This is a genomic window from Pseudoalteromonas sp. 120-MNA-CIBAN-0494 (assembly GCF_040308885.1).
GTDB lineage: Bacteria > Pseudomonadota > Gammaproteobacteria > Enterobacterales > Alteromonadaceae > Pseudoalteromonas > Pseudoalteromonas nigrifaciens.
The window spans coordinates 1-24,000 of sequence record NZ_JBEOOE010000002.1; the positions used below are offsets into that span (position 1 = coordinate 1).

At 41.0% G+C, this 24,000-nt stretch carries 25 protein-coding genes and 2 tRNA genes; 7 read left to right on the top strand and 20 right to left on the bottom strand.

Going from position 1 to position 24,000, the window contains the following annotated elements; translation table 11 throughout:
- Positions 1-189: 189 nt before the first annotated feature.
- Entirely contained in the window at positions 190-1,491 is a 1,302-nt protein-coding gene (locus tag AAEY55_RS01660) for a M20 family metallopeptidase (RefSeq protein ID WP_182678299.1), read from the bottom strand.
- A gap of 300 nt (positions 1,492-1,791) precedes the next feature.
- On the opposite strand from AAEY55_RS01660, the gene AAEY55_RS01665 reads away from it, so the two are divergent.
- Positions 1,792-3,126 carry an IS4 family transposase gene (locus AAEY55_RS01665; protein ID WP_350549821.1) on the top strand — a complete coding sequence of 445 codons (1,335 nt, stop codon included), beginning with the start codon at positions 1,792-1,794 and terminating at the stop codon, positions 3,124-3,126.
- Between the two features lie 130 nt (positions 3,127-3,256).
- On the opposite strand, the gene AAEY55_RS01670 is transcribed toward AAEY55_RS01665, so the two are convergent.
- Positions 3,257-3,341: transfer RNA gene (locus tag AAEY55_RS01670), tRNA-Leu, on the bottom strand.
- Between the two features lie 272 nt (positions 3,342-3,613).
- Between AAEY55_RS01670 and AAEY55_RS01675 the strand changes: the two genes are divergently transcribed.
- Positions 3,614-4,108 carry an RDD family protein gene (locus AAEY55_RS01675; RefSeq protein ID WP_011329070.1) on the top strand — a complete coding sequence of 165 codons (495 nt, stop codon included), beginning with the start codon at positions 3,614-3,616 and terminating at the stop codon, positions 4,106-4,108.
- Positions 4,109-4,219: 111 nt separating this feature from the next.
- Here AAEY55_RS01675 and lptG read toward each other — a convergent pair whose 3' ends face one another.
- Together lptG and lptF are read right to left on the bottom strand one after the other, a co-directional pair.
- A complete protein-coding gene (lptG, locus tag AAEY55_RS01680) occupies positions 4,220-5,287 on the bottom strand; it encodes an LPS export ABC transporter permease LptG (RefSeq protein WP_089368699.1) in 1,068 nt (355 codons plus the stop codon).
- Entirely contained in the window at positions 5,284-6,396 is a 1,113-nt protein-coding gene (gene lptF / locus AAEY55_RS01685) for an LPS export ABC transporter permease LptF (RefSeq protein ID WP_011329072.1), read from the bottom strand. The genes lptG and lptF overlap by 4 nt, the downstream gene beginning before the upstream one ends.
- A gap of 304 nt (positions 6,397-6,700) precedes the next feature.
- Here lptF and pepA point away from each other — a divergent pair, with 304 nt between their 5' ends.
- The 3 genes from pepA (at position 6,701) to AAEY55_RS01700 (ending at position 11,726) form a co-directional block, all read left to right on the top strand.
- Positions 6,701-8,212, top strand: a complete 1,512-nt coding sequence (pepA, locus tag AAEY55_RS01690) for a leucyl aminopeptidase (RefSeq protein WP_058374053.1) — start codon at positions 6,701-6,703, stop codon at positions 8,210-8,212.
- A 151-nt stretch (positions 8,213-8,363) separates the two neighbouring features.
- The gene (locus tag AAEY55_RS01695; protein WP_011329074.1) at positions 8,364-8,810 is read left to right on the top strand and encodes a DNA polymerase III subunit chi; all 447 of its coding nucleotides are present in this window, start codon (positions 8,364-8,366) and stop codon (positions 8,808-8,810) included.
- Between the two features lie 60 nt (positions 8,811-8,870).
- The gene (locus AAEY55_RS01700) at positions 8,871-11,726 is read left to right on the top strand and encodes a valine--tRNA ligase (RefSeq protein WP_192531629.1); all 2,856 of its coding nucleotides are present in this window, start codon (positions 8,871-8,873) and stop codon (positions 11,724-11,726) included.
- 132 nt (positions 11,727-11,858) lie between these two features.
- On the opposite strand, the gene AAEY55_RS01705 is transcribed toward AAEY55_RS01700, so the two are convergent.
- Positions 11,859-13,103 carry an outer membrane protein transport protein gene (locus AAEY55_RS01705; protein ID WP_011329076.1) on the bottom strand — a complete coding sequence of 415 codons (1,245 nt, stop codon included), beginning with the start codon at positions 13,101-13,103 and terminating at the stop codon, positions 11,859-11,861.
- Between the two features lie 283 nt (positions 13,104-13,386).
- Here AAEY55_RS01705 and AAEY55_RS01710 point away from each other — a divergent pair, with 283 nt between their 5' ends.
- Positions 13,387-13,710, top strand: a complete 324-nt coding sequence (locus AAEY55_RS01710; protein WP_350549826.1) for a hypothetical protein — start codon at positions 13,387-13,389, stop codon at positions 13,708-13,710.
- Here AAEY55_RS01710 and AAEY55_RS01715 read toward each other — a convergent pair.
- The 6 genes from AAEY55_RS01715 to AAEY55_RS01740 form a co-directional block, all read right to left on the bottom strand.
- Positions 13,670-14,884 carry an HD domain-containing phosphohydrolase gene (locus AAEY55_RS01715; RefSeq protein ID WP_350549829.1) on the bottom strand — a complete coding sequence of 405 codons (1,215 nt, stop codon included), beginning with the start codon at positions 14,882-14,884 and terminating at the stop codon, positions 13,670-13,672. The two genes, AAEY55_RS01710 and AAEY55_RS01715, sit on opposite strands and share 41 nt — an antisense overlap.
- A 103-nt stretch (positions 14,885-14,987) precedes the next feature.
- On the bottom strand, positions 14,988-15,209 hold the full coding sequence (locus AAEY55_RS01720; RefSeq protein ID WP_058374059.1) for a Rho-binding antiterminator: 222 nt from the start codon (positions 15,207-15,209) through the stop codon (positions 14,988-14,990).
- A 59-nt stretch (positions 15,210-15,268) separates the two neighbouring features.
- Positions 15,269-15,343: transfer RNA gene (locus AAEY55_RS01725), tRNA-Arg, on the bottom strand.
- 210 nt (positions 15,344-15,553) lie between these two features.
- Entirely contained in the window at positions 15,554-16,360 is an 807-nt protein-coding gene (locus AAEY55_RS01730) for a phosphotransferase (RefSeq protein WP_193038541.1), read from the bottom strand.
- A 7-nt stretch (positions 16,361-16,367) separates the two neighbouring features.
- Positions 16,368-16,991 (bottom strand): nicotinamide riboside transporter PnuC, encoded by a 624-nt coding sequence (pnuC, locus tag AAEY55_RS01735; protein ID WP_041454551.1) that lies wholly within the window; start codon positions 16,989-16,991, stop codon positions 16,368-16,370.
- 41 nt (positions 16,992-17,032) lie between these two features.
- Positions 17,033-17,284 (bottom strand): hypothetical protein, encoded by a 252-nt coding sequence (locus AAEY55_RS01740; RefSeq protein ID WP_011329082.1) that lies wholly within the window; start codon positions 17,282-17,284, stop codon positions 17,033-17,035.
- Between the two features lie 95 nt (positions 17,285-17,379).
- Here AAEY55_RS01740 and AAEY55_RS01745 point away from each other — a divergent pair, with 95 nt between their 5' ends.
- Positions 17,380-17,619, top strand: coding sequence for a DUF2960 domain-containing protein (locus AAEY55_RS01745; RefSeq protein ID WP_011329083.1), 240 nt, complete (start codon positions 17,380-17,382; stop codon positions 17,617-17,619).
- A gap of 13 nt (positions 17,620-17,632) precedes the next feature.
- Here AAEY55_RS01745 and alr read toward each other — a convergent pair whose 3' ends face one another.
- The 9 genes from alr to rpsF form a co-directional block, all read right to left on the bottom strand.
- Entirely contained in the window at positions 17,633-18,712 is a 1,080-nt protein-coding gene (alr, locus tag AAEY55_RS01750) for an alanine racemase (protein ID WP_350546555.1), read from the bottom strand.
- Entirely contained in the window at positions 18,712-20,091 is a 1,380-nt protein-coding gene (dnaB, locus tag AAEY55_RS01755; RefSeq protein ID WP_041454554.1) for a replicative DNA helicase, read from the bottom strand. The genes alr and dnaB overlap by 1 nt, the downstream gene beginning before the upstream one ends.
- Before the next feature lie 114 nt (positions 20,092-20,205).
- Positions 20,206-21,144 (bottom strand): DUF4097 family beta strand repeat-containing protein, encoded by a 939-nt coding sequence (locus tag AAEY55_RS01760; protein ID WP_182678946.1) that lies wholly within the window; start codon positions 21,142-21,144, stop codon positions 20,206-20,208.
- Between the two features lie 9 nt (positions 21,145-21,153).
- Complete coding sequence (locus tag AAEY55_RS01765; RefSeq protein WP_089368705.1) at positions 21,154-21,639, bottom strand: hypothetical protein; 486 nt, start codon at positions 21,637-21,639, stop codon at positions 21,154-21,156.
- Positions 21,626-22,174, bottom strand: coding sequence for an RNA polymerase sigma factor (locus tag AAEY55_RS01770; RefSeq protein WP_011329088.1), 549 nt, complete (start codon positions 22,172-22,174; stop codon positions 21,626-21,628). Before AAEY55_RS01770 ends, AAEY55_RS01765 begins: the two co-directional genes overlap by 14 nt.
- 229 nt (positions 22,175-22,403) lie before the next feature.
- Complete coding sequence (gene rplI, locus AAEY55_RS01775; RefSeq protein ID WP_011329089.1) at positions 22,404-22,856, bottom strand: 50S ribosomal protein L9; 453 nt, start codon at positions 22,854-22,856, stop codon at positions 22,404-22,406.
- A gap of 36 nt (positions 22,857-22,892) precedes the next feature.
- Positions 22,893-23,120 carry a 30S ribosomal protein S18 gene (gene rpsR, locus AAEY55_RS01780; protein WP_002962753.1) on the bottom strand — a complete coding sequence of 76 codons (228 nt, stop codon included), beginning with the start codon at positions 23,118-23,120 and terminating at the stop codon, positions 22,893-22,895.
- Between the two features lie 12 nt (positions 23,121-23,132).
- Positions 23,133-23,450: a primosomal replication protein N gene (priB, locus tag AAEY55_RS01785; protein ID WP_041454555.1), complete on the bottom strand. Its 318-nt coding sequence runs from the start codon at positions 23,448-23,450 to the stop codon at positions 23,133-23,135.
- Between the two features lie 44 nt (positions 23,451-23,494).
- Entirely contained in the window at positions 23,495-23,836 is a 342-nt protein-coding gene (rpsF, locus tag AAEY55_RS01790) for a 30S ribosomal protein S6 (protein WP_011329092.1), read from the bottom strand.
- Between the last annotated feature and the right edge of the window lie 164 nt (positions 23,837-24,000).

Sequence of the window (24,000 nt, forward strand, 5' to 3'; positions counted from 1 at the left end):
TTTTACCGACCTAATGCCGTGGAATGTGCAGCTAGACTTCGATTATAGCTAAGCGCACTGCTTAAATGCGCGCTTACTTTGATACTAGTTGCTAATGCTTTTACACGCTAATTACTGCAAAAAACAACACGGACGCCTCTTCTATTAGCGCCCGTAATTTATTTAATCCTAGCGTGAGCTAAGTTTATGTTAGTTTTTTTGCTGTGCAGCTAAATAGTCAATCGCCAGCTGGCTCATTGCTTTAGTGCCCACTTTAAGCGTTGACTCGTCAACATAAAAATACGGCGAATGGTTGGTTGGTGCTGTTTTTACATCTTGCCCTGTTGGCGTACCGCCTAAAAACAAAAATAAACCCGGTACTTGCTGCGCATAAAAAGCAAAGTCTTCTGCGCCGGTTACTTTTGGCACATCAAACAGGTTATCTTTACCTACTATATTTTTGAGTGTTGGCAACATTTGCGCGGTAAGCTCTGGGTTATTCACCGTTACTGGGTAACCTTTAAAAATATTTACCTGTGCTTCGGCTCCCGACGCTTTAGCAATATGCGTAGCTGTAGTGGTTAATTTTTCAAAAATTTGTTGGCGGTTATCCATATCAAAATTACGAATAGTGCCTACCATTTCTACACTATCGGGAATAATATTATTACGTACGCCACCAGCTATTTTACCAAACGAGATAATGGCAGGCTCTTTAGTTATATCTATTTGACGACTAACAATATGATTAACCCCTGAGACAATTTGTGCAGCAACTGAAATAGGATCGACCCCACCCCAAGGCGATGAACCATGCGTTTGCTTACCTTTTACCGTTATCTCGAAGCGATCGGCACTGGCCATAATTGGGCCACTACGATAGCCAATTTGGCCGCTGTTTAATCCTGCCATAACATGAATGCCAAACGCCACATCGGGTTGATACTTTTTAAATATCCCCTCTTTTAACATTAACTCAGCTCCGCCCTCTTCGCCTTGTGGCGCGCCTTCTTCTGCTGGCTGAAACACAAACATAATATCGCCGTGTAATTCATTTTTTACAGCGGCTAATACTTCAGCTGCACCCATTAGCATAGCCACATGCGTGTCGTGCCCACAGGCATGCATAACCCCAACATCAACCCCATTATACTTGGTAGTTGCCAGTGATTTAAAAGGCACATCGGCTTTTTCGGTTACTGGCAGTGCATCCATATCGGCACGCAGCATTACTGTTGGCCCCGGCTTACCGCCTTTTAAAATCCCCACTACACCTGTGTAAGCAATGTCAGTTTCAACCTGCATCCCTAAGGCTTTTAAATGGCGTGCTACAATCGCAGCGGTACGTGTTTCGCGGTTACTTAACTCAGGGTGCTGATGAAAATCGCGACGCCATTCAATCACCTTATCTTCAACCTGATTTATCTGTTTATCGATATTAATATTGGCACTGGCATTAAATGCCCCTAGGCTTGCTAAGCCAATAGCTAATGAGATTAATGAGCGTTTCATCTGTGTTCCTTTTTATTATCTGCCTTTAGCAACACTGTGCAGTGCTGTTATAGAAAATTTTGACGTGAGTAAGTAGATAATGCGCAATGCACTGAGCAATGCAAATAATTACCCAGCTATTTTGAGTTATTATGCAAAACATTTAATAAACTACATAGTAACTAAAACTCACTAGAGTAAAAACACCAATAAAAATGACGCTGTTTAGCCTAATGCCGATCAGTTAAGGTTAATTGATCGGTTGACCGATCTAAATGATCGTGAATAATCCGTAATTAGTTTCGCTAATTACGGTTTTTTATGGATATTCAAACAGCTCTTTCAACCACCTTCTCATCTGCTGATGAATTTACAACGCTTGATAACTTATCTGGCATCTTAGATCCCGAATTACTTAACCAAGCTTTTGAAAAATCGGGTGTCGCCACCGTTCGTAAACGTCGCTTACCACTCGATGCTGTCGTTTGGTCTGTGATTGGTATGAGTTTATTTCGTCATGAATCTGTTTGGGATATAGCCTCTAAAATGGACATCGCCTTACCAGGTAAAGGGAAACTAGTTGCCCCTAGTGCCATGGTTCAAGCGAGACAACGCTTAGGTGAAGGTGCTGTCGAGCAGGTCTTCAAGATGATGGCGTCACGGCATTATAACCATGCCCACTTTGATACATTTTGTGGCTTAAATCTATTAGCTGTTGATGGGGTTGTCTTTCGTACACATGATACGCCAGAGAATAAAGACGTATTTGGGTGTGGCTCAACCCAGTATGGTGAAAATACCTATCCTCAAATTCGGATGGTATGCCACATGGAGCTAACGAGTCATCAACTCATTAATTGTGCTTTTAACGGGCAGCATCAAGGGGAAATGACACTCGCTGAAGAACTCATTGAAGGCACACCGGATAATTCATTAACCTTATTTGATCGCGGTTATTATTCATTAGGGCTTTTGCATCGTTGGCATCAAGCAGGGACTGAAAGACACTGGATGATACCTGTCAGAAAAGGCTTAACGGTTGATACCATAAAGAAAATCAGTAAAAATGACCAGTTAGTGCGTCTTAAAACATCGCCCCAAGCGCGAAAAAAGTTTACTGACTTGCCAGAGTTTTTAGAAGCTCGGCTGCTTACTTACACGCATAATAATAAGCAGTATCAGATTCTTACATCAATGCTTGATGTAATGCGTTACCCATCAAAAGAAATAGCTGATTTGTACATGCATCGCTGGGAAATAGAAATAGGATATCGAGAAATAAAACAAACAATGTTGCACTCAAACTATATCCTACGCTCAAAAAGGCCGGATATGATAAGGCAAGAATTGTGGGGGGTACTAATTGCCTACAATATTATAAGAATAGCCATGCGTGAGGCAGCAGAGTTACTGGATGTATGGCCAAATCAACTGAGTTTTTCTCATTGTTCAAGACATATCAATGTATTTCTGTTAACTATCCCACTGACAAGTCCGGGAAATTTACCAAAACACTATGAGCATTTATTAGAAACGCTGACGCTATTTCAGTTACCAACAAGGCGTCATGAGCGCAGCTTTCCACGATGTGTGAAAAAGAAACCATCTAAATATCCCTATAAAAAATGCCAGTCAGTGTTAACTGACTGGCATTAGTACCAGCGGCCGGACTTTAACTTATAACAGCGGCACTCCCGCGTGCCGCTCGAGTCCGGCGGGTTGTGTCCGTTTGCACTTTTCGTAGGCATAAAAAAACCCCGACCAATTTGATCGGGGCTATAAAAAGTGGTACCAGCGGCCGGACTCGAACCGGCACGCCTTTCGGCAGGGGATTTTGAATCCCCCATGTATACCAATTTCATCACGCTGGCATAATTTTTCTTTAACCTTCTAAATACCAGAAGATAAAGAAAAACCACTTTAGAGCTTAGGTTTATAAAACTGCCTTCGTCTCTATGCTAAGCATTATACAATCAATAAAGGTAGCGGCAAGCGTTTTATGACATAAGTACAATCAACCGCTTAACAATTAAGCAACCATTAACATTTAACTCTGCGCAGCGCTTTAATGCCTTACTGAAGAGGTAGTATTTACCAGCCTATTTGCTAAACTAGCGCGCATATTAATAGTGAGGGTATATTTATGTTGAATGAATTTCCACGAGCTGGCTTTTGGCGTCGTTTGGCGTCGTTAATTTATGATGCCTTGGTCGTAATTTCTTTATCTATGCTTACTGCCATACTCTACTTTGCAGTCATTCAGCTACTAACGTCTTTAGATATGATAGTTAAAACTGACGATCCTGCTGCTTTAATACAAGACTCCACGTTACTCTCTGGTATTAGAAGTGCGTTGTTTGTTGGAGTAAACGTATTCTTTTTTGCTTATTTTTGGACTAAAAGCGGGCAAACCATTGGCATGCGCGCATGGCGCTTAAAAGTACAAACTCTAGATGGGCAACTTATTAGCTGGCCGCAAGCAATAATTCGCAGCGTTAGTGCATTACTTGGTTTAGGTAATTTAGTGGTATTGGTTGATTTTAAAAATAAAAAAGCTTTGCAAGATTACCTTTCTAAAACCGAAGTTATTGCACTCACCAAAGAAGAAAACAAGCGTATTTACCGTGAGCTTGATTAATTAAAAGTAATACACTGTAATTTATAAGCACAAAAAAGCGTGGCACTTTTATAAAGTAGCCACGCTTTTTTGTTTCAAGGTATTTTTGTAACTACCTTTTTATAACTAGTTTTATGCGCGTTTATTCATTAAGTAAGCAGCAAAGCCGGTGAATATAATGCTAGGCACTACAGCGCCAATAAACGCAGGTATTTGATATACCATAACCACAGGACCAAATATTTCGTTGGTTAGATGAAACACTATACCCGTAACTACGCCCATTATAATACGTGCACCCATAGTGACGGTACGCAACGGGCCAAATATAAACGACAGTGCAACTAGCAACATTACGGCTATAGATATTGGCTGCATAAGCTTGCGCCAAAGCGCGAGTTCATAGGTGCTGGTATCTTGATCGTTTTGCTCTAAATAGTCTAAGTAAGACCATAACCCAGTAAACGACAGCGACTCAGGTTTAACCGACACCACACCCAGCTTTTCAGCAGTAAGTTGTGATGGGTAAAACTCCTCAGGCACTTGCTCTGTAGTAATAAGCTCATCACTTATTTTTACTTTATTGACGCCGCGCAGTAACCAGCCGTTTTCGCGACTTAGCGCATCTTTTGCCTTCGTTATTTGTGTAAGCGATAGCGACTGATCAAAGTGGTACATATGCACACCATTTAATTTACCATTTTGATCTACATCTTCTATATTTATAAAGTTATTGCCGTCTTTTGCCCATACGCCTTTTTGCGCATTAAAAACATCGCCACCATGAATTGCCTGGTTACGCATTTCTTTAGCTTGTAATTGCGCCTCGGGTACTCCCCACTCGCCTAATGCCATCATACATAGCGCCATAAATACGGCGGTTTTCATTACCGAGCTTATAATTTGTAAGCGCGACATACCTGCAGCGTGCATTACCACCAGCTCGCTGTTTGAGGCAAGCGCTCCTAACCCCGTTAAGCCACCAATGAGCGCGGCCATCGGAAAAAACACCACTAAATCGCCCGGTATTGTGTAAAGCGTGTAGAGCATCGCGGTCATTAAATCGTAACTACCACGGCCAACTGACTTTAACTGGTCGATAAATTTAATTAAGGTGCTAATGCCTACCAGTACCAATAATGCAAAGCCGGTGGTTTGTAAAATGCTGCGACCTAAATACCAATCAAGGGTTTTCATCATGCGCCCAACTCCCGCTTAGTAATTACCGCTTTAAGCCAAGCGCCAAGTGGTCGCCCTTTAATTATTAATAGTCCGCCAATAAATAAGGCACTTAAGTGAATCCACCAAAGGCCAATAGAGGGAGGTATTTTGCCATCTTCAACAGCAAATTTAGCAGCGTTAAGTAAAATAAAATAACCTAAGTACAAGCTAATTGCCGGCACTAACTTAGCAAATTTACCTTGGCGTGGATTAACCACACTTAACGGTACTGCTAATAGTGTCAGCAGTGGAATAGAAAGCGGTATAGCAATACGCCATTGCCACTGCGCGGTTGCCTCTGGAGTATTAAGTGCCAACAATTGATTAGTAGGAATTGCTTCTAACTTACGGCGTTGGTGCTCTATTTCTTGCTCACGTATTTGTACACTATACCCGTCAAACTCGGTTAAATTGAGCGCCGGCGTTAAGCCATCAGTTTCATAGCGTTTGCCGTCGCTAAGAACGAGTTGTTGTTCGCCATTTTGCGCTTCAATTACAACTCCTTGCTCTGCATAAACTAGGCGTGCAAGGTTGTCTTTTTCGCTATCGGGGAGTTGCGCTACAAATACTTTATTAAGCTCTTTTCCACCGTTTTCAATGTTATGAATAAACACCACGGCTTTTTCGTTACCGGTTTGCTGAAAGCGACCTGCCCTTAATGCAGATAATCCCGCATCGGCTTTAGCTTGCTCTTTTAATTGGTACTCTTGCTCGCTTGCCCAAGGGGCAACATGCATGGTGAGCGCGGCGGCTAAAATAGCCAACCCCACACTTGATATAAGCGTCACTCTAACCACATACCATTCACTTACACCACAGGCTTTAAGTACTGTCATTTCGCTATCGGCGTAGATACGGCTGTAGGCCAAAATTATGCCTAAAAATATACTCAACGGTAAAATTAACGAGGCTAACTGCGGCAATTTAAGTGCGATCATCGATAGCACTAATTTAGCAGGAATACTACCCTCAGAGGCATCGCCTAAAATACTAACTAACTTTTGCGACAAAAAAATGGTCATCAAAGTTAAAAATACGGCGACCTGCGATTTTAAAACCTCAGCAGTCAAATAACGAAAAATAAGCAATAGTCGCCCCTGTTAAACATGGTGTGTCACTGCAATAGTGAAAGTTTATAGTTAGTCATGATTTTACTCAGCGTTGCCGAGTATAGATCTAATATTATAAGCCATGAAAATTAATTATCCTACCTAACAACACGATATAATGTTGCATTAGTGACCCTTAAGCAGATAAAGTTCAATTACACAGTAAGAGTCGGGCAAAATCAGCTAAGATTAGAGCTACACCTAAATAATTTAGGTATATAAGACTAAAAATATTTTTAGTTTCTGCTTAGCTTCTAAAGATGACTCAAAATCAGGAGTGACAATGGAATTTAACGTAAAAAGTGGTAGCCCAGAAAAACAACGTAGCGCATGTATTGTAGTTGGTGTATACGAGCCTCGTCGGTTATCCCCCATTGGTGAACAACTCGATAAAATCAGTGATGGTTATATCTCAAATTTACTTCGCCGAGGTGACCTAGAAGGAAAGCCGGGCCAAGTTTTATTATTGCATCATGTACCAAACATCTTAAGCGAGCGCATATTGCTTGTAGGGTGTGGTAAAGAGCGCGAGCTTGACGATAAGCAATATAAACAAATTATTTCTAAAACAATTAATACCTTAAACGACACCGGCTCTATGGAAGCGGTATGCTTTTTAACAGAGCAACACGTTAAAGGTCGCGATACCTACTGGAAAGTGCGCCAAGCAGTAGAAACCACTCAAGATTGTTTATACACCTTTAATCAACTAAAAAGTAAAACAGTAGACCCACGTCGTCCACTGCGTAAAATGGTGTTTAATGTTCCAACGCGTCGCGAGCTAACTATAGGCGAAAGCGCTATTGAGCATGGTTTAGCTATTGCTGCCGGTAGTAAGCTATGTAAAGACGTAGCAAATATGCCACCTAATATTTGTAACCCTGCGTATTTAGGCGAGCAAGCACAACAGCTAGCAACTAATTTTGACAACATTACTGTTGATCTAATCGGCGAAGAGCAAATGGCTGAGCTAGGTATGAACTCTTACTTAGCTGTTGGTCGCGGCAGTGTGAACGAATCGGTTATGTCGGTAATTAACTACAAAGGCGGCGCAGATGATCAAGCTCCTATCGTATTAGTTGGTAAAGGCTTAACCTTCGATTCGGGCGGTATTTCATTAAAACCTGGCGAAGGCATGGACGAAATGAAATACGACATGGGCGGTGCTGCAGGTGTTATTGGTGCAATGCGTGCACTGGCACAAATGCAGTTACCTATTAACGTGATTGGTATTTTAGCCGGCTGCGAAAATATGCCGGGGCCAAATGCATATCGCCCAGGTGACATTTTAACCACTATGTCGGGGCAAACCGTTGAAGTATTAAATACTGATGCCGAAGGGCGCTTAGTATTATGTGATGCACTAACCTATGTAGAGCGTTTTGAGCCAGAAACCGTTATTGATGTAGCCACACTAACAGGTGCTTGTATTGTAGCACTAGGCGCACATGCAACCGGTTTACTCTCTAACCATAATCCGCTTGCGCATGAGTTGTTAAAAGCATCGGAGCAAAGTGGCGACCGTGCATGGCAACTACCGCTATGGGACGACTATCAAGATCAACTAGAGAGCCCATTTGCCGACTTTACTAACTTAGGGGGCCGTGCAGCTGGTACTATTACCGCAGCGTGTTTTTTATCTAAGTTTACTAAAAAGTACAACTGGGCACATTTAGATATTGCAGGCACAGCATGGCGCAGTGGCGCTAAAAAAGGCGCAACAGGCCGTCCTGTTCCTATGCTTACTCAGTATTTATTAAACAGAGCCGGCGTAAGCGAAGCCGCTCAAGATTAAGCATACCGCTTAGCTACTTATTAAGGCGCCGTTTGGCGCCTTATTTATTTGGGTATTAATTGAAGCAAAACCCGTTATATGGCAAAATCAGCCTCTTAATTTATGTGTATTAACTAGCTACACATTCAATGTCATGGGAAACCCCGATACAATGAACATGAACGCCCAATTTTTCGTTCTAAAGCAACAAGATGAGTCGCTGGCTAAGCCTGATGATCATTTGGCTTTGGCGGCTCAAATTGCCGCAGATCAGTATCGGCTTGGCCAACGTGTATTTATTTGTGTAGATAACGAAAATACCGCCTTTGCCATTGATGAAACACTTTGGGCATTTGATCCCGACAGTTTTGTACCTCATAACCTACAAGGTGAAGGCCCAAAAGGCGGCGCACCGGTAGAAATTGGTACTACGCCCCCTGTTGGCAATCGTAAAGTTTTAATTAACTTGGCTAATAACTTACCGGATTTTATTCGCCGCTTTAACCAAGTTTTTGATTTTGTACCCGTAGAAGCCGTTGCTAAACAAGCAGCTCGCGAGCGTTTTAAAAAGCTACGCCAACTCGGTGCTAACATCACCACGCAAGATATTAATAACTAAAAACACTTTTAGTAAAATAGCTAACCAACTAATTTAAGTACTTATTTAAGGTTCTGTGTAATGGATAAAACCTACAATCCGCAAGATATTGAACAGTCTCTATACCAAGGCTGGGAAGAAAAAGGCTACTTTAAACCATCTGGCCAAGGCGTCCCGTATTCAATTATGATCCCGCCGCCAAATGTCACTGGTAGCTTACACATGGGCCACGCTTTCCAAGACACCATAATGGATACCTTAACGCGCTTTAAGCGTATGCAAGGTAACAACACATTATGGCAAGTAGGTACTGACCACGCAGGTATTGCAACGCAAATGTTGGTTGAGCGTAAGCTGCATGCTGAGGAAGGCAAAACACGCCACGATTTAGGTCGCGAAGATTTTATTAATAAAATCTGGGAATGGAAAAAAGAATCTGGCGGCACAATCACTAAACAACTTCGTCGTCTTGGCGCATCAGTTGATTGGGATCGTGAACGTTTTACCATGGACGATGGCCTATCTGAAGCCGTTAAAGAAGTGTTTGTACGCCTGCATAAAGAAAACCTAATTTACCGTGGCAAACGCCTAGTAAACTGGGATCCTAAATTACACACTGCTATTTCTGATCTTGAAGTTGAAAACAAAGACAAGCAAGGCCACATGTGGAACTTACGTTACCCACTAGCCGACGGTGTTAAAACGCAAGATGGTAAAGACTACATAGTAGTAGCAACAACTCGTCCAGAAACCATGCTGGGCGACTCGGGCGTTGCAGTAAACCCTGATGACGAACGCTACATAGATTTAATCGGTAAAGAGATTTTATTACCCATTGTTAATCGCCGTATTAAAATTGTCGCCGATGAACATGCCGATAAAGATAAAGGCACGGGTTGTGTAAAAATAACCCCAGCGCACGACTTTAACGATAATGAAGTAGGCAAGCGTCACAAAATGCCGATGATCAACATTTTCGATAAAGACGCCGCTATTCTTACTCAAGGCGAAACCTACAGCTTTGATGGCAAAGAACTTGAGTTTGATGCACCAATTCCTGAGCGCCTACACGGGCTTGACCGTTTTGCTGCGCGTAAAGCGATTGTAGCTGAATTTGAAGAACTAGGCTTACTTGAAAAAATTGAAGATCATGGTTTAACCGTTCCTTACGGCGACCGCTCGGGTGTGGTAATTGAGCCACTGCTTACCGACCAATGGTATGTACGTGTTGCACCTCTTGCAGAGCCGGCTAAAGAAGCGGTTAAAAACGGCGACATTCAATTTGTACCTAAGCAATACGAAAACATGTACTTTTCGTGGATGAACGACGTACAAGATTGGTGTATTTCACGCCAGCTTTGGTGGGGCCACCGCATTCCAGCTTGGTACGACAGCGAAGGCAACGTATTTGTGGGTCGCGATGAAGCTGAAGTACGCCGCGAAAACAACATTGCAGACAGCGTAACACTTAGCCAAGATGAAGACGTACTAGATACCTGGTTCTCATCAGCGCTTTGGACGTTCTCAACTCAAGGTTGGCCTGCAAACACTGATGATTTAAAAACATTCCACCCGTCTGACGTGCTGGTAACTGGTTTTGATATTATTTTCTTCTGGGTTGCACGCATGATCATGATGACGTTGCACTTTATAAAAGACGAAAATGGCAAACCACAAGTGCCGTTTAAAACCGTGTATGTAACTGGTTTAATACGTGACGACAACGGCGATAAAATGTCTAAGTCAAAAGGTAACGTACTTGACCCACTGGACATGATTGACGGCATTGAACTTGAAGAGTTAGTACAAAAGCGTACTGGTAACATGATGCAGCCAAAATTAGCGGCTAAAATCGAAAAAGATACCCGCAAAGTATTCGCTGGCGGCATTGAAGCACACGGCACCGATGCCCTTCGCTTTACGCTTGCAGCAATGGCTTCTACCGGTCGCGATATTAACTGGGATATGAACCGCCTTGAAGGCTACCGTAACTTCTGTAACAAACTATGGAACGCGAGTCGTTACGTATTAATGAACACAGAAGAGCAAGACTGTGGTTTTGCAACCGATGCACAAAAAGAGTTGTCGTTAGCCGATCGCTGGATTTTAGGTCAATTTGAGTCAACTGTTAAAAGTTATACTGAGCATTTAGATAATTACCGCTTTGACTTAGCTGCTAACACCCTGTACGAGTTTACTTGGCACCAATTTTGCGATTGGTACTTAGAACTAACTAAACCGGTATTATTTAAAGGCAGTGAAGCACAGCAACGCGGTACACGTAATACACTAATTACCGTACTTGAAAGCTTGTTGCGTTTAATGCACCCAATGATGCCATACATCACCGAAACTATTTGGCAACGTGTAGCACCACTTGCAGGCCTTGAAACAGAGAACACCAGTATTATGGTACAAGCATTCCCTGTTTATAATGCAGCTAGCGTTGATGCCAAAGCAATGGGCGATTTAGAGTGGGTTAAACAATTCATTTTAGCAATTCGTAACATTCGTGGTGAAATGGACATTAGCCCAAGTAAGCCGCTTAGCGTATTACTTGCAAATGCTTCGAGCGACGACGTGCGCCGCATTGAGGAGAACAACTCATTTTTAGCATCACTTGCAAAAATTGAAGAGTTCACCATGCTCGAAAATAAAGATGATGCGCCTGCGTGTGCAGCGTCTTATGTTGGTAATCTTGAAATTATGATCCCAATGGCGGGTTTAATTGACGTAGAAGCCGAGCTTTCACGTATTAATAAACAACTCGAAAAAGCCGAAAAAGGCCTAGCACAAGTGCAAAATAAACTCGCTAACGAAAAGTTTGTTAACAACGCACCAGAAGCTGTACTTGCTAAAGAAAATGCCAAACTAGCTGAGTTTAGCGATGCTAAAACTAAGCTACTTGAGCAAAAAGCAAAAATAGAAAGCTTATAATTTAGTTTCCGGGCATTAGCCCGGAACATTTATATAGGCATTAAAAAGCCGCGCTATGTAATTACATAGCGCGGCTTTTTTTGACTCTAGGCTCTAGGCTCTAGGCTCTAGGCTCTAGGCTCTAGGCAAGCATTAAAACTTATAGTTGTACTGAGCACCAACTAGCAATGCATGACCTTTTGATTCAAAAGACCATTCTTGCTGTGAATTATCTTTTTCAGTGAAGTTTTGTGTTTTACCACGTAGTACACTCACACCTAAATCAAAGTCTGAATGTTGATCAATTGCGTAGTTACCACCAAACGAGAACCAAAAGCGGTCTGTATCTGGGATAGAAATCGACATATGGTTTTTATCCGCTGGTGACTCATCAAACGCAACACCGGCACGTAATAATAGGTTTTCACTGTACTGGTAATCAGAACCTATTGCGTAGCGCATAGAATCTGAGAAATTTTCTTCTTTCTCAAATCCTGTAAACTCACCTGCTGGTCCGTTTACTTTTGCTTCTAACTTGTCAAAGCTGCTCCAACCTGTCCACATTACACTGTAGTGTAAACCAAGCTTTTCATCTAACTGATGAGAGCCAGAAAATTCAGCAATAGCTGGTAGTGTAATTTCAACAGAACCTGGCATTTCAGGTAATAATTTAGCTGCGCTTGAGAAAGTCCCCTCAAAAGTAATATCGGTTTCGCTGCGGTAGTTAAAACCAAAGCGGCTGTTTTCATCAAGTTGATACATTAAGCCTAAATTTAAACCTAAACCAGTATCGTCACCTTCTAAGTGAACCGCATCAGTTGAAGCTGGAATATTAGGGTTCGCACCCACTTTTCGAATTATCGTTGCATCTGCATAAATATAGTTTAAGCCAATACCAAAACTAAATTGCTCTGTTACTTTATAAGCAACGCTGGCATTGAAGTTAACTGTTACAATTTCTGTTTCACCAGCTATTTGGCCTGCAGCATAGTCACCATTAAATTCTGTGGCTAAGCCAAAGTTAGAAAATGCACCAAAGCCAACTGACACTTTATCGTTAACTGGCATGGTAAAGTAACCCGCAGGTACAATTGCATTAGGAGCGATGCTGTCATTATTTAGCACGCTTGGATCTAAACCGTTATTTGTATCAGTGCCTTTTAAGCTTACATCAGGAAGTACAGCAATACCCGCCACTGATATTTGTTTTTCTTTAAATAGTGACATTAATGCTGGGTTACGAGCTACTACAGACGCATCGTCTGCGATTGAAGCTTCACCTGCATAGGCACGACCGAGTCCTGAGGCATTTTGCTCAGATAACTGAAATGCTGCAGCAAAACTATCTGCTGAAACAAGTACCAGCGACGCTGCGATTAGAGTTTTAGTAAATTTCATTGTTGTTTCCTTAACCAAACTTATTGTTTGGGTAGCTATGTGTGTTGTTATTAGGATTTCAAACCTGATCACACTACATTAATTTTTTATAAAAAACTCTACAAACACGTCAAAAAACAGTAAAAAACACGTTTTTTAACGACCATTTAACAACTTATTAAAACTCATCGGACTAGAAGTGTGCTATTAGAGCATAAGCTCTAATTGTAATTGATTCTCATTTGAATTTACTTGAAATGCGCTGCAATCTACACTCTCTATAAAACTATAATGAGGGGAAACGGTGAGCATTTTACTTATTTTGGCTGGGCTTATTTTTTGTGGCGCAAGTGTATTTTGTTTTTATAAAGCAAACTATTGTGCATGCACGCGTGCTGGGCAGTGTGACAATCCTGTTAATCACTTTTGGCTGGGGGCTATTACTTGTGCATTAATCTCGCTAACATTTTGCTGTTTAGCACTGCATGTAGAGCTTGGTACTTTATTGTGGTTAATATTAATGGCAAGTTGCTTTTTAGGTGCGTTTATTTCGGCTAAACAAAGCCAAAAACGCAAATGTACTAACACTATAAAAGTAAATGCTCTTTTAATAAACGAGACAAGTTAATCTGATAATCAAGGGGTTTAACACTGGCAATAATTTTAAGCTCTTGGCTCAGGTCGCTCAAATCAATGTCTTTTGGCGTAACATGATGGCCATGCTTCGCATTATAAAATAGTTTAACTTTAGGTTTAATTGGGTTAAGTTTATTGCCCTCAAGCACCAGTGCTAAACGTTCATTGGTCAGCTTTACAATAGTACCTACCGGGTGCACACCCAAACATTTAATAAAGTGTTGCACTAATTCAGCGTCAAACAGTTGTTTGTTAGCGAGCAAATAACGCAGTGCGTTTATTGGCTCGTCACCGACTTGATGAGATCTATCTGCTGTTATCGCGTCATACACATCTACAATAGCCATTATACGTGCAGGACGACTTAATTTTTCTGCATTAAGGCCTCGTGGATAACCCGAACCATCTAATCGCTCATGATGATTCACTATCATATCAAGCATTAACGGTGTGATCCCTTTTTCGCCTTTAACTAAACCTAAACTTTGTACAACATGTTTTTTTATTGCAGCAAACTCATTATTAGTTACTTTAGTCTGCTTTGATAATATACCCTGCGGCACTTTTGCCTGACCTAAATCATGCAGCAATGCCCCCATTGCAAGCTGCTGCACAGTAGACTCTTCATAACCTAAGTATTTAGCAAATACTGCTGCAAAAATGGCGCAGTTGATCATATGACGCCAATTATAGCTGTGTTTGTCTTTAAGGCGGGTAAGAATGGTCATTGCATTGGGGTTTCTAAATACCGATGCCACTATTTCACCGGCAATTTCATCTAATACATTTAAATTAAGCGTGAGCCCTGCTGTTAAGTCACCATATAAAGCCTGTATTTTGCGATTATGCTGCTCATAGCTTACGCTCGCTTTTGCAAACTCTTGCTCTACCGATATAGCGACAGCAGCTTTAGCTGGCTTTTCTTGGCTGCTAGCTACTTTAGCTTTATTTTGTGGTTTGTATTTGGCGGGTATCTCAACATCACTCTTAGTAAAATCAATGAGTAGCTCTAGCACCCCTTCTGTTACTAAACGCTTAATTATTGACTTATCACGCACTAGTCCACTGGTTTTGATTTTTATACTACTAATGCTTTCATGCTGCTTGGTAACATTGTCAACAAACATGCCAGGGACAAGCTCAGATATAGGTAAAGTGATAAGCATAAGTGCGGGAGGTTCTACAATTATAAGGTGTGTCTCTTAAATAGCACTTTTCAACCTTAAATGTCTACTTTTAAAGTTTTTACTAGTAATAAATAGCTAAAAACTAAGCGAGTGAAATCGTTTTAATTTTATCTAGCCGTATTTTTATTATTTTGTTTGTTGGCTCTTGCAGCACCAAAAACTCGCCTTCGCCTTTAATGTTCTCTAAGGTTTTAGCAACACCCACTAAGGTTTGGGTATCTAATGTGATAGTCACTTTATTTGCACGCATGCAATAAAGCTCTAGCTGATCGTAGTCGCCACATTTAATTGGTAGATAAGTCATGTTGAATATTTTTTAAAGGATAATACTAAAAGTTAGCAAGTGTATTAGAGGAATGCAAATGGCGCTCTCGGTAGGGATCGAACCTACAACTCAGCCTCCGGAGGGCCACGTGATATCCATTTCACCACGAGAGCACATTTGTTGCCGCCACATCAACTCGCGATATCAATGCTTTGGCATGCGTAATGATAAAGACATCTAAAGGTAAATGCTAGCGCCATTCGCTCATATGCTTATTATTTAAACGCTTTTAAATAAAAGACTTAGTGGTAGCTGGTAAATCAGCTATTTGTTGCTAAAAACCAAGTGGGTCACTAGCTAAAATTAGCCACTAAAGAGATAAGTTAATGTTCCAGCGCTATTAATGCGTCTAATTGCGCGCACAGAGGCATCACTTTTTCATTTATTGAGCGATCGCTATACCAGCAAACACACAGTACTAAAAACACTACTTGATAATACTCTAGCTTATTAATAGAGCAGTAAAAACGCTGCGAAAGCGGTAACTGCTGTTGATAGGTTTTAAGTAACTGTTGCTTACCTTCCCTGTCTAGTTCAAAACTTACAGCTATTGCGGCTAAATCAAAGTAAACGTCGTTGGTTTTGGCGTACTCAAAATCGATTAAAAACATGCCTTGCGGGTTCTCTATGATGTTTTCTTTTACTAAGTCATTATGACAAAAGCCTTCATCACGTGGTAGCTTTTCTATTTCTGCTACCGCCACACTTACAGTTTGGCTATATTGTTGATATAACGCTGTATGTTGATAAAAATCCAGCTCTTGCTTTATATTCATCGCCTCGCTAACCACATTATGACAATGTAAACTAACCAACTTTTTAATTAGCTCAGGGGTATAATTGCTTTGGGCTGTGTCGCCTTCTATGTATTCAAAAATAGCGAGCCTGTTAGCTTTGTCTAACCAAAGTGGTTTAGGGCACAATTGCAGCTGTGCAAATCGAGCTTGTGCAGCTAAGCCTAATGTAGGCCAGTGATCGCGGTAACTTTTTAATAAATAAGCATACTGTTGGTTATTTAGCGCAGCGCGCACTAAAAAGTTGTCATTGCTTAAACCACTATGTAATCGCTCACTACTAAGTAGTGTTAATTGTGCATTAAACCCGTTGATAATATCGCTAATTGACTGCATGAATGTCTTATAACTGCGCTATAGGTTTAGCTTGTTTTTGCTCGTACTCTTCGTACCAAGTTTTAAACCCCCACGCAGCCACTATGGTGTAAAAAATAAAGAGCGCGAGCGTTGGGTAGTAGCCTTTTTCGTAATATAAATACATAGACGCGGCATCTATTACAATCCAATACAGCCAATTTTCGAGTACTTTTTTTGCCACTAAATAAGTAGTAACTACCGCAAAACAGGTTGTAAAGCTATCAAGGTAAGCAAAGTCTGCATGGGTGTAATTTTTCATAAAGTAACCAATGGCAAGAGCAACTATGCTGGTCACTATTATCAATATTATATGACGATTCATTGACCATGAGGTAATACTTAAACTATCGTTGTTAGTTTTGCCTTTACGCCATACTAGCCAACCAAACACCGCCATATACATATAATAAAAATGCAGTAACGACTCCATTAATAACGCGCCATTCCAATACATAATAGTATAAATAAGGGTGCTAAAAAATGCGGCTGGCCAACACCATAAACTCTCTTTTATTGCTAATAATAAATAAGCCATAGACAGCCCCACTGCAATATACTCCCAATGCGACATTGCTGTAAAACCGCTTAAGGTTTGTGTTAAAAAATCCATATTGTGTGGTTCCGTGTTACTACTAATATGCATATTAGCCGTTATTGTGGAGACAAATCGCCAGATAGAAATTTACATACAAAAATAGCTTTACCAAACTCTTCATACGAGCGTTTAATTTCGGTACTTAACACTTGCATTACTAAATCGTAATCACCAAAAATTTGCGTTGATAAGGTATTAGTAATTACTTTTAAATTATCGTACTCGTTTAAGCGATCTATAAAGCCTTTTATAAACGGGATATAGTCTTGATGAAGTGGGTACTTGCTGATCTCTACTGTCAATTTCATTTTTATCTCTTTATTATTTCATTTTAAAAAAATCATTCAATGGTGATTCAATACAGTGTAAAATCACCCTAATTCGCAATCGAAATGAGCTTAATATGGCACGCAGAATAACCTATACATTTAAAAACCAACCGCGCGAAATTAATTTCGCTAAAGATAAATACCACGACATGTATCAGGCAATTGCCGCCGCTGAAGGTATCGATCTTACTAATTATTTATCTATGGTACAGCAAATCGAAATGACTTCGAAAGGCTCAGCGTCGGTGCGTAATTTTCGCGACCAAGAGTTTGCCCGTATGGGCTTTAGCGATATTTACTTTATAAAAGAGTAATAGTACCAGCAGTTTAACGCTGATACTGATAGCTTACCCTTGGTGTAATATTACACAATAACTCGTAAGGTATAGTATCGGCGCACTGGGCTATTTCTTCTACTGGTAGCTCAGGCCCCCACATAGTTACCTCGTCACCTACTTTAATATTATGTGTATTATTGCCTATATCTAAGGTGATCATATCCATAGCTACGCTACCTACAATACCATAACGCTGCTTATTTATTATTACCGGAGTGCCCGCTCTCGCATGGCGCGGATAACCATCACCATACCCCATAGCAACAACCGCTAACTGGGTCGGCTTATCACTTTGCCAACGCCCGCTGTAACCCACCGCTTCATGGGCAGCTACATTACGCACTGCAATTACTTTTGTGGTTAAGCGCATAACCGGCTCTAATTGATACGTTTCACCTGTGGTATTTGCCATAGGCGATACACCATAAAGCATTAACCCTGGGCGTACCCAATCACCGTGGCCACTTGGCCAAGCTAAAATACCGGCAGAATTTGATAAACAACGTGCCTGCTCAACGTTTTCTGCCAAGCGATTAAATAATGCTATTTGTTGCATTGTTTTACTGCTATCAACATCATCCGCGCACGAAAAATGGGTCATTAAATTAACCGTATTATTCGCATTGGCTGTTTTTTGTAAGCGATTATAAAACTCATCAAATTGCTCAGGTGCAATACCTAATCGATGCATGCCGGTATTTATTTTTAACCAGCAGTTTATAGGAGCCTCAAGCTGCGCATTTTCCAGTGCTGCTAATTGGTTTTCGTCATGAATAATGGTTTGAAAATTATTAGCTAATAAAATGGGTAAATCGGCTTCATCAAAAAAGCCTTCTAACAATACAATTGGCTTAGTTAAACCGCCAGCACGCAGTGCCAGCGCTTCATCTATACGTGCCACAGCAAATGCATCGGCATCGTTTAAGTGCTGCGCTATGGTTACTAAGCCATGCCCGTAGGCATTGGCTTTTAGCACTGCCATTACTTTGCTATTAGGCGCAAAGCTCTTAACTTGCGCAAGATTATGCGCAAGTGCTGTTAAGTTAATTTCGGCTATCGCTAGGCGCATTAATAATCGTCATCTACTGCTGGCCCCGCATAATTATCAAAGCGAGAAAATTGACCTTGGAAGGTTAAACGTACTTTACCAATAGGACCGTTACGTTGCTTACCTATGATTATTTCGGCAATACCTTTATCGGTACTGTCTTCGTTGTACACTTCATCACGATAAATAAACATGATTAAATCGGCATCTTGCTCAATAGAGCCAGACTCACGTAAATCTGAGTTAATTGGACGTTTATCGGCACGTTGCTCAAGCGTACGGTTAAGCTGCGAAAGCGCAACAACCGGACATTTTAGCTCTTTTGCTAATGCTTTAAGTGAACGTGAAATTTCGGCAATTTCAAGCGTTCGGTTATCAGCAAGGCTAGGTACTCGCATTAATTGCAAGTAATCGACCATGATCATACTAATACCACCATGATCGCGGGCAATACGTCGTGCACGAGAGCGTACATCAGTAGGTGTTAAGCCCGAGGCATCATCAACGTACATTTTGCCTTTTTCCATCAACAAACCCATGGTTGATGAAAGTCGTGCCCAATCGTCATCATCTAACTGACCAGTACGCACTTTAGTTTGGTTAATACGCCCAAGAGACGCCAACATCCTCATCATAATTTGTTCTGAGGGCATCTCTAGTGAGTAAATTAATACCGGCTTGTCTTGGGTCATTGCAGCATGTTCTGCAAGGTTCATCGCAAAAGTGGTTTTACCCATAGATGGACGTGCCGCAACTATAATTAAGTCAGATGGTTGCAAACCTGTGGTCATTTTATCAAGGTCGGCATAGCCGGTACTCACACCTGTTACACCGTCTTGCGGTGATTGATAAAGCTCTTCTATTTTATCAACTGTTTTTTCAAGTATGCTATGAATGCTTTGCGGGCCTTCATTGTTTTTTGTACGTTGCTCAGCAATTTTAAATACTTTGCTCTCAGCAAAGTCGAGCAAATCGTGGCTGGTGCGCCCTTCGGTATTAAAACCTGCTTCGGCAATTTCATTTGCTACACCAATCATTTCACGTACCACAGCACGTTCGCGCACAATACTTGCGTAAGCGTCAATATTAGCAGCACTTGGGGTGTTTTTGGCTATTTCAGCTAAATAAGCAAAACCACCAATTCCTGCTAATTTATTATTTTTTTCTAGGCTCTCTGAAATAGTAATTAAATCGATCGGATCGCCAATTTCAGCAAGCGTTGTCATCGCTTCAAAAATAAGCTTATGCGTGCGGGTATAAAAATCCTGTGATACAACAAGCTCTGCTACGCGGTCAAATGCTTGGTTATCAAGCATTAAGCCACCTAAAACAGATTGTTCTGCTTCTATTGAATGGGGAGGAACTTTAAGGGTATCGACTTGCTTATCTCGTTTGGCCATGACTTCACAGTACTAAAATACAATGGTGCCTATTCTATCTACTTGCAGGGGCTGTGCAAATAGAAAAGCAGGAAATCTTTTCCTGCTTTTTGTAATCATAGCCAGTAGCGAATGTTATTTAGTATGAAGTTCGAGTCGCCCGCTAATTGTATTCATTTCAACGTTAGCATTACCACCATTAATACTAAATTTTAAACTACTGGCTGGGCCATATTTAGCTTTACTGACTTTATCGCTAGTCACTTTATTAATTATTTTGCCATTCGCATGCGCTTCAATTTCAAACTTAGCCGATACATCTGCCGCAAAGTAAAATTCACCATCGCCACTTACCGATTCAAAACGAACATCTGCGCCCTTTAACAGCTCTTTAATATGCACTTCGGCCTCACCATTAACGGTATTAATTCGTAAGTTTTTAATGCTCGACAAAGTAAAGTCTATATCACCATTTACGTTTTCAAGGCGAACATCGCTTGCCGTTGAGTTTGATTTAATATCACCATTTACGGCGCTAAAGCGCAACTTCCCGCTTGAGTTTTTATCGTTAATTTCGCCATTTACGGTTTCAAATGCAATATTACCACTTAAGTTCTGCGCCTTTACATCGCCATTAACACTGGTAAGTTTAATATTACCCGCTAAATTACTTGCGCTTATCTCACCATTAACCACATCTATTTCTGCACTGTTTTGTAGCTCTTTTGCACTGACAGATACATTCACACCAGCAAACTCAAGCGCACTACTTCTGGGCATAAATATAGTTAACTTTGAACCATCACCACTGTTACCCCAATCCGTATTACGTGGCATGTTTACAATAAACTGGGTTTTATCACCACTGGTTTTAAGCTCATAGCCATCGGCTTTGTCATCAAGTTCGCCCGACACTTTAAATTCGTTTTTATCCCAGCCCGTTATGTTTATATCACCACGTTGGTTTTCAATATAAATAGTGCCGCCATTGGCTACCTCTATTTGCTTATCTATTTTTTCACCCGCTAATACCGCCAGTGGAAATAAGCTCAACCCTAGTAAAATCGCTTTCATGTTATGCTCCTAAATATGCTGCCAACGAGGTGCGTGCACCTTATTAATCAAATCAAGTTGTTGTTGATATATTTGCGCTAACATAGTTAATAGCGCTTGGTTTTGTGGTTCGTTTTCAAGAACCTGCTTTATGGCTAACTCTGCTTCTTCGAGTTCTTGCAATTGCACTTGCCAATTGCTGGTAAGTGCGTCTTGATTTTTATACGCAACTAACAAACTGTTTTTTTGCGCTAAAAAGTAATCACTTATCGCCACGGCAGGCTTTGGCTCAGGCGTTATAAAAACGATGTTTACTGCAATTAAAACCGCAACACTGCATGCAGCTACTGCCGTTAACTTTGGCCAAATAGTAGTGTGTTTTTGTGTAGAGCGTTCAGCATTAATAATCGCTCGCTCAATCCCTGGCCATAAATTTTTGCGTGGCGTTATGTCTTTATCAAGTGTATTGAGTGACTCGTTTAAGTAGTCATCAAAATTTTCTTTACTCATTTTCATACCACTCTTGTAATAACAGCCTAGCACGATGATATTGCGACTTACTTGAGCCAACAGCCATACCTAGTTGCTCGGCTATTTCCTCGTGTCTGTAGCCTTCAATGGCAAACAGCACAAATACCATACGTGCTCGCTCTGGAAGCCTTACTATTAATTTATCTAGGCCATTTAAACCTTTACAGTCGTTAACTGATTGCTCATCCATACCGCTGTGCTCAATACTCACCACTTTTTGCAGCCAATTTTTTTGTTTGCGTAAATAATTAATCGCAACATTACTCGCTACGCTGTAAAGCCAAGTAGAGAACTGCGAGCGCCCATCAAACTGCGCTACTTTGTGCCACACCTGTACAAACACTTCTTGGGCCGCATCCTCTGCATGCGACTGATCAGCTAATAGACGTAAACATAACCCGTATACTCGTTTTATGTGTAGTTCATAAAGTAGTGTGTATGCAGCTTGATCCCCCGACTTAACACGCTTAATGAGTGCTGCTTCGCACAATTGCGACTGTTCGGGTTTAACGTGTAACATCCGTAATGTCGCCTTTAAATTATAATTACTGGGTTAGCATTTAAGTGTATTGATAAGTTAGACGTAATGACAGTTTGAAAAGGTTTAAATGAAATGAAAAAATAATTGCAAAAAGGAAAGATGATTTAGAAGAGGTTTTATTAAGCGTGTTTTTAGATCTACAGCTAGCTAAATTTTAGGCACAAAAAAGCCGCGCTAAATAGCACGGCTTTTTTTGCTTAATTAAAAATTAAGCTTCAGCAATAACGATTACTTTAATAGTAGCCGTTACTTCTGAATGTACTGCGATTGATACGTCAAATTCGCCAGTCTCACGGATAGTACCTAGAGGTAGACGAACTTCAGACTTAGCAACTTCAACACCAACAGCTGAGATAGCGTCAGCGATGTCACGAGTACCGATTGAACCAAATAATTTACCTTCGTCACCAGCTTTAGATACTAATGTAACTTCTGCTAATGCTTCAAGTTTGTCAGCGCGTGCTTGTGCAGCAACTAACTGATCAGCGATTTTCGCTTCAAGTTCTGCGCGACGAGCATCAAATGTTTCAATGTTTGCTTTAGTTGCAGGAACTGCCTTACCTTGCGGGAAAAGGAAGTTACGTGCGAAGCCAGATTTAACAACAACCTGGTCACCTAGGCCACCTAGGTTAGCGATCTTATCTAGTAGAATAACTTGCATGTTTCTACACCTTTTAAAAACGTGTTAATCCGCTGCTTACTTATGTAAGTCAGTGTATGGAAGAAGGGCTAAGTAGCGAGCACGCTTAATAGCAGTTGCTAGCTGGCGCTGGTATTTAGCGCTAGTACCTGTGATACGGCTAGGTACGATTTTGCCACTTTCTGTAACATAGTTTCTAAGAGTAGCTAGATCTTTGTAATCGATTTGTTGTACGCCTTCCGCTTTAAAGCGGCAAAACTTACGACGTCTGAAATAACGTGCCATGAGATTAATTCCTCAAATAATTCTTTCGATATGCTGAGCATGCAAAACCAATTGGCTAAGGCCGTTACGACCTTCGTGGCGATTTAAAAAACCACTCACTTGCAATGCCTGCCCAACGTGCAAATGTTGAGTCTGTTGTTGCATTTGCTTTCCACTGGCAACCACTTGAAGCCGAACGTAACTATTACGGTTAAGATCTGCTTCTGTTTGCATTGACTTATGTTCAATAACAAAAATACAATGCGGTATACCAGCAGGACTTTGGCTTAACTTGGGAGTTTTACAAACTACCCCAGATAAAACCAGTTGATTCATAAAAGGGCTAACCATTTATATTCATCACCAGTTAAACGCCATGCTAGGACTCAAAACAATTAAGCAGCTGGTGCTTCTTTCTTCTCTTCTCTTACAAGAGGAGACGCTTCAGTTACCGCGTTTTTAGTACGCATAACTAAGTTACGAAGCACTGCATCGTTGTAGCGGAAAGTAGTTTCTAGCTCGCTGATTACTTCAGTTGGTGCTTCAACGTTCATAAGAACATAATGAGCTTTATGAAGCTTGTTGATTGGGTAAGCCAGTTGACGACGGCCCCAGTCTTCAAGACGGTGGATAACACCACCAGCTTCAGTGATAGAACCAGTATAGCGTTCGATCATACCAGTTACTTGCTCACTCTGATCAGGGTGAACCATGAATACGATTTCGTAATGACGCATGGATATTCCTTACGGTTAATAGAGCCTTCTACCGTTTCGGCCGGTCGGTTTAAGGCAAGGAATTAATAGTTTAAAAGCCGAAATGAGCGCGCATTTTACGCTTAGTTTGATAATTAAGCAAGCCAGTTTTCTATCGAAAATAAAGAAAAAGCCGTACAAATAGA

What these genes read in the sequence shown, in the direction of transcription:
- AAEY55_RS01700 (WP_192531629.1), top strand. Translation starts at nt 8,871, where the DNA reads ATGGATAAAACCTACAATCCGCAAGATATTGAACAGTCTCTATACCAA.
- pnuC (WP_041454551.1), bottom strand. Translation starts at nt 16,991, where the DNA reads ATGGATTTTTTAACACAAACCTTAAGCGGTTTTACAGCAATGTCGCAT.
- AAEY55_RS01665 (WP_350549821.1), top strand. Translation starts at nt 1,792, where the DNA reads ATGGATATTCAAACAGCTCTTTCAACCACCTTCTCATCTGCTGATGAA.
- AAEY55_RS01745 (WP_011329083.1), top strand. Translation starts at nt 17,380, where the DNA reads ATGGCACGCAGAATAACCTATACATTTAAAAACCAACCGCGCGAAATT.
- alr (WP_350546555.1), bottom strand. Translation starts at nt 18,712, where the DNA reads ATGCGCCTAGCGATAGCCGAAATTAACTTAACAGCACTTGCGCATAAT.
- AAEY55_RS01695 (WP_011329074.1), top strand. Translation starts at nt 8,364, where the DNA reads ATGAACATGAACGCCCAATTTTTCGTTCTAAAGCAACAAGATGAGTCG.
- AAEY55_RS01705 (WP_011329076.1), bottom strand. Translation starts at nt 13,103, where the DNA reads ATGAAATTTACTAAAACTCTAATCGCAGCGTCGCTGGTACTTGTTTCA.
- AAEY55_RS01770 (WP_011329088.1), bottom strand. Translation starts at nt 22,174, where the DNA reads ATGTTACACGTTAAACCCGAACAGTCGCAATTGTGCGAAGCAGCACTC.
- priB (WP_041454555.1), bottom strand. Translation starts at nt 23,450, where the DNA reads ATGGTTAGCCCTTTTATGAATCAACTGGTTTTATCTGGGGTAGTTTGT.
- AAEY55_RS01660 (WP_182678299.1), bottom strand. Translation starts at nt 1,491, where the DNA reads ATGAAACGCTCATTAATCTCATTAGCTATTGGCTTAGCAAGCCTAGGG.
- AAEY55_RS01730 (WP_193038541.1), bottom strand. Translation starts at nt 16,360, where the DNA reads ATGCAGTCAATTAGCGATATTATCAACGGGTTTAATGCACAATTAACA.
- dnaB (WP_041454554.1), bottom strand. Translation starts at nt 20,091, where the DNA reads ATGGCCAAACGAGATAAGCAAGTCGATACCCTTAAAGTTCCTCCCCAT.
- pepA (WP_058374053.1), top strand. Translation starts at nt 6,701, where the DNA reads ATGGAATTTAACGTAAAAAGTGGTAGCCCAGAAAAACAACGTAGCGCA.
- lptG (WP_089368699.1), bottom strand. Translation starts at nt 5,287, where the DNA reads ATGATGAAAACCCTTGATTGGTATTTAGGTCGCAGCATTTTACAAACC.
- AAEY55_RS01765 (WP_089368705.1), bottom strand. Translation starts at nt 21,639, where the DNA reads ATGAAAATGAGTAAAGAAAATTTTGATGACTACTTAAACGAGTCACTC.
- AAEY55_RS01675 (WP_011329070.1), top strand. Translation starts at nt 3,614, where the DNA reads ATGTTGAATGAATTTCCACGAGCTGGCTTTTGGCGTCGTTTGGCGTCG.
- AAEY55_RS01740 (WP_011329082.1), bottom strand. Translation starts at nt 17,284, where the DNA reads ATGAAATTGACAGTAGAGATCAGCAAGTACCCACTTCATCAAGACTAT.
- AAEY55_RS01715 (WP_350549829.1), bottom strand. Translation starts at nt 14,884, where the DNA reads ATGCTTATCACTTTACCTATATCTGAGCTTGTCCCTGGCATGTTTGTT.
- AAEY55_RS01720 (WP_058374059.1), bottom strand. Translation starts at nt 15,209, where the DNA reads ATGACTTATCTACCAATTAAATGTGGCGACTACGATCAGCTAGAGCTT.
- rpsR (WP_002962753.1), bottom strand. Translation starts at nt 23,120, where the DNA reads ATGGCACGTTATTTCAGACGTCGTAAGTTTTGCCGCTTTAAAGCGGAA.
- rplI (WP_011329089.1), bottom strand. Translation starts at nt 22,856, where the DNA reads ATGCAAGTTATTCTACTAGATAAGATCGCTAACCTAGGTGGCCTAGGT.
- AAEY55_RS01760 (WP_182678946.1), bottom strand. Translation starts at nt 21,144, where the DNA reads ATGAAAGCGATTTTACTAGGGTTGAGCTTATTTCCACTGGCGGTATTA.
- rpsF (WP_011329092.1), bottom strand. Translation starts at nt 23,836, where the DNA reads ATGCGTCATTACGAAATCGTATTCATGGTTCACCCTGATCAGAGTGAG.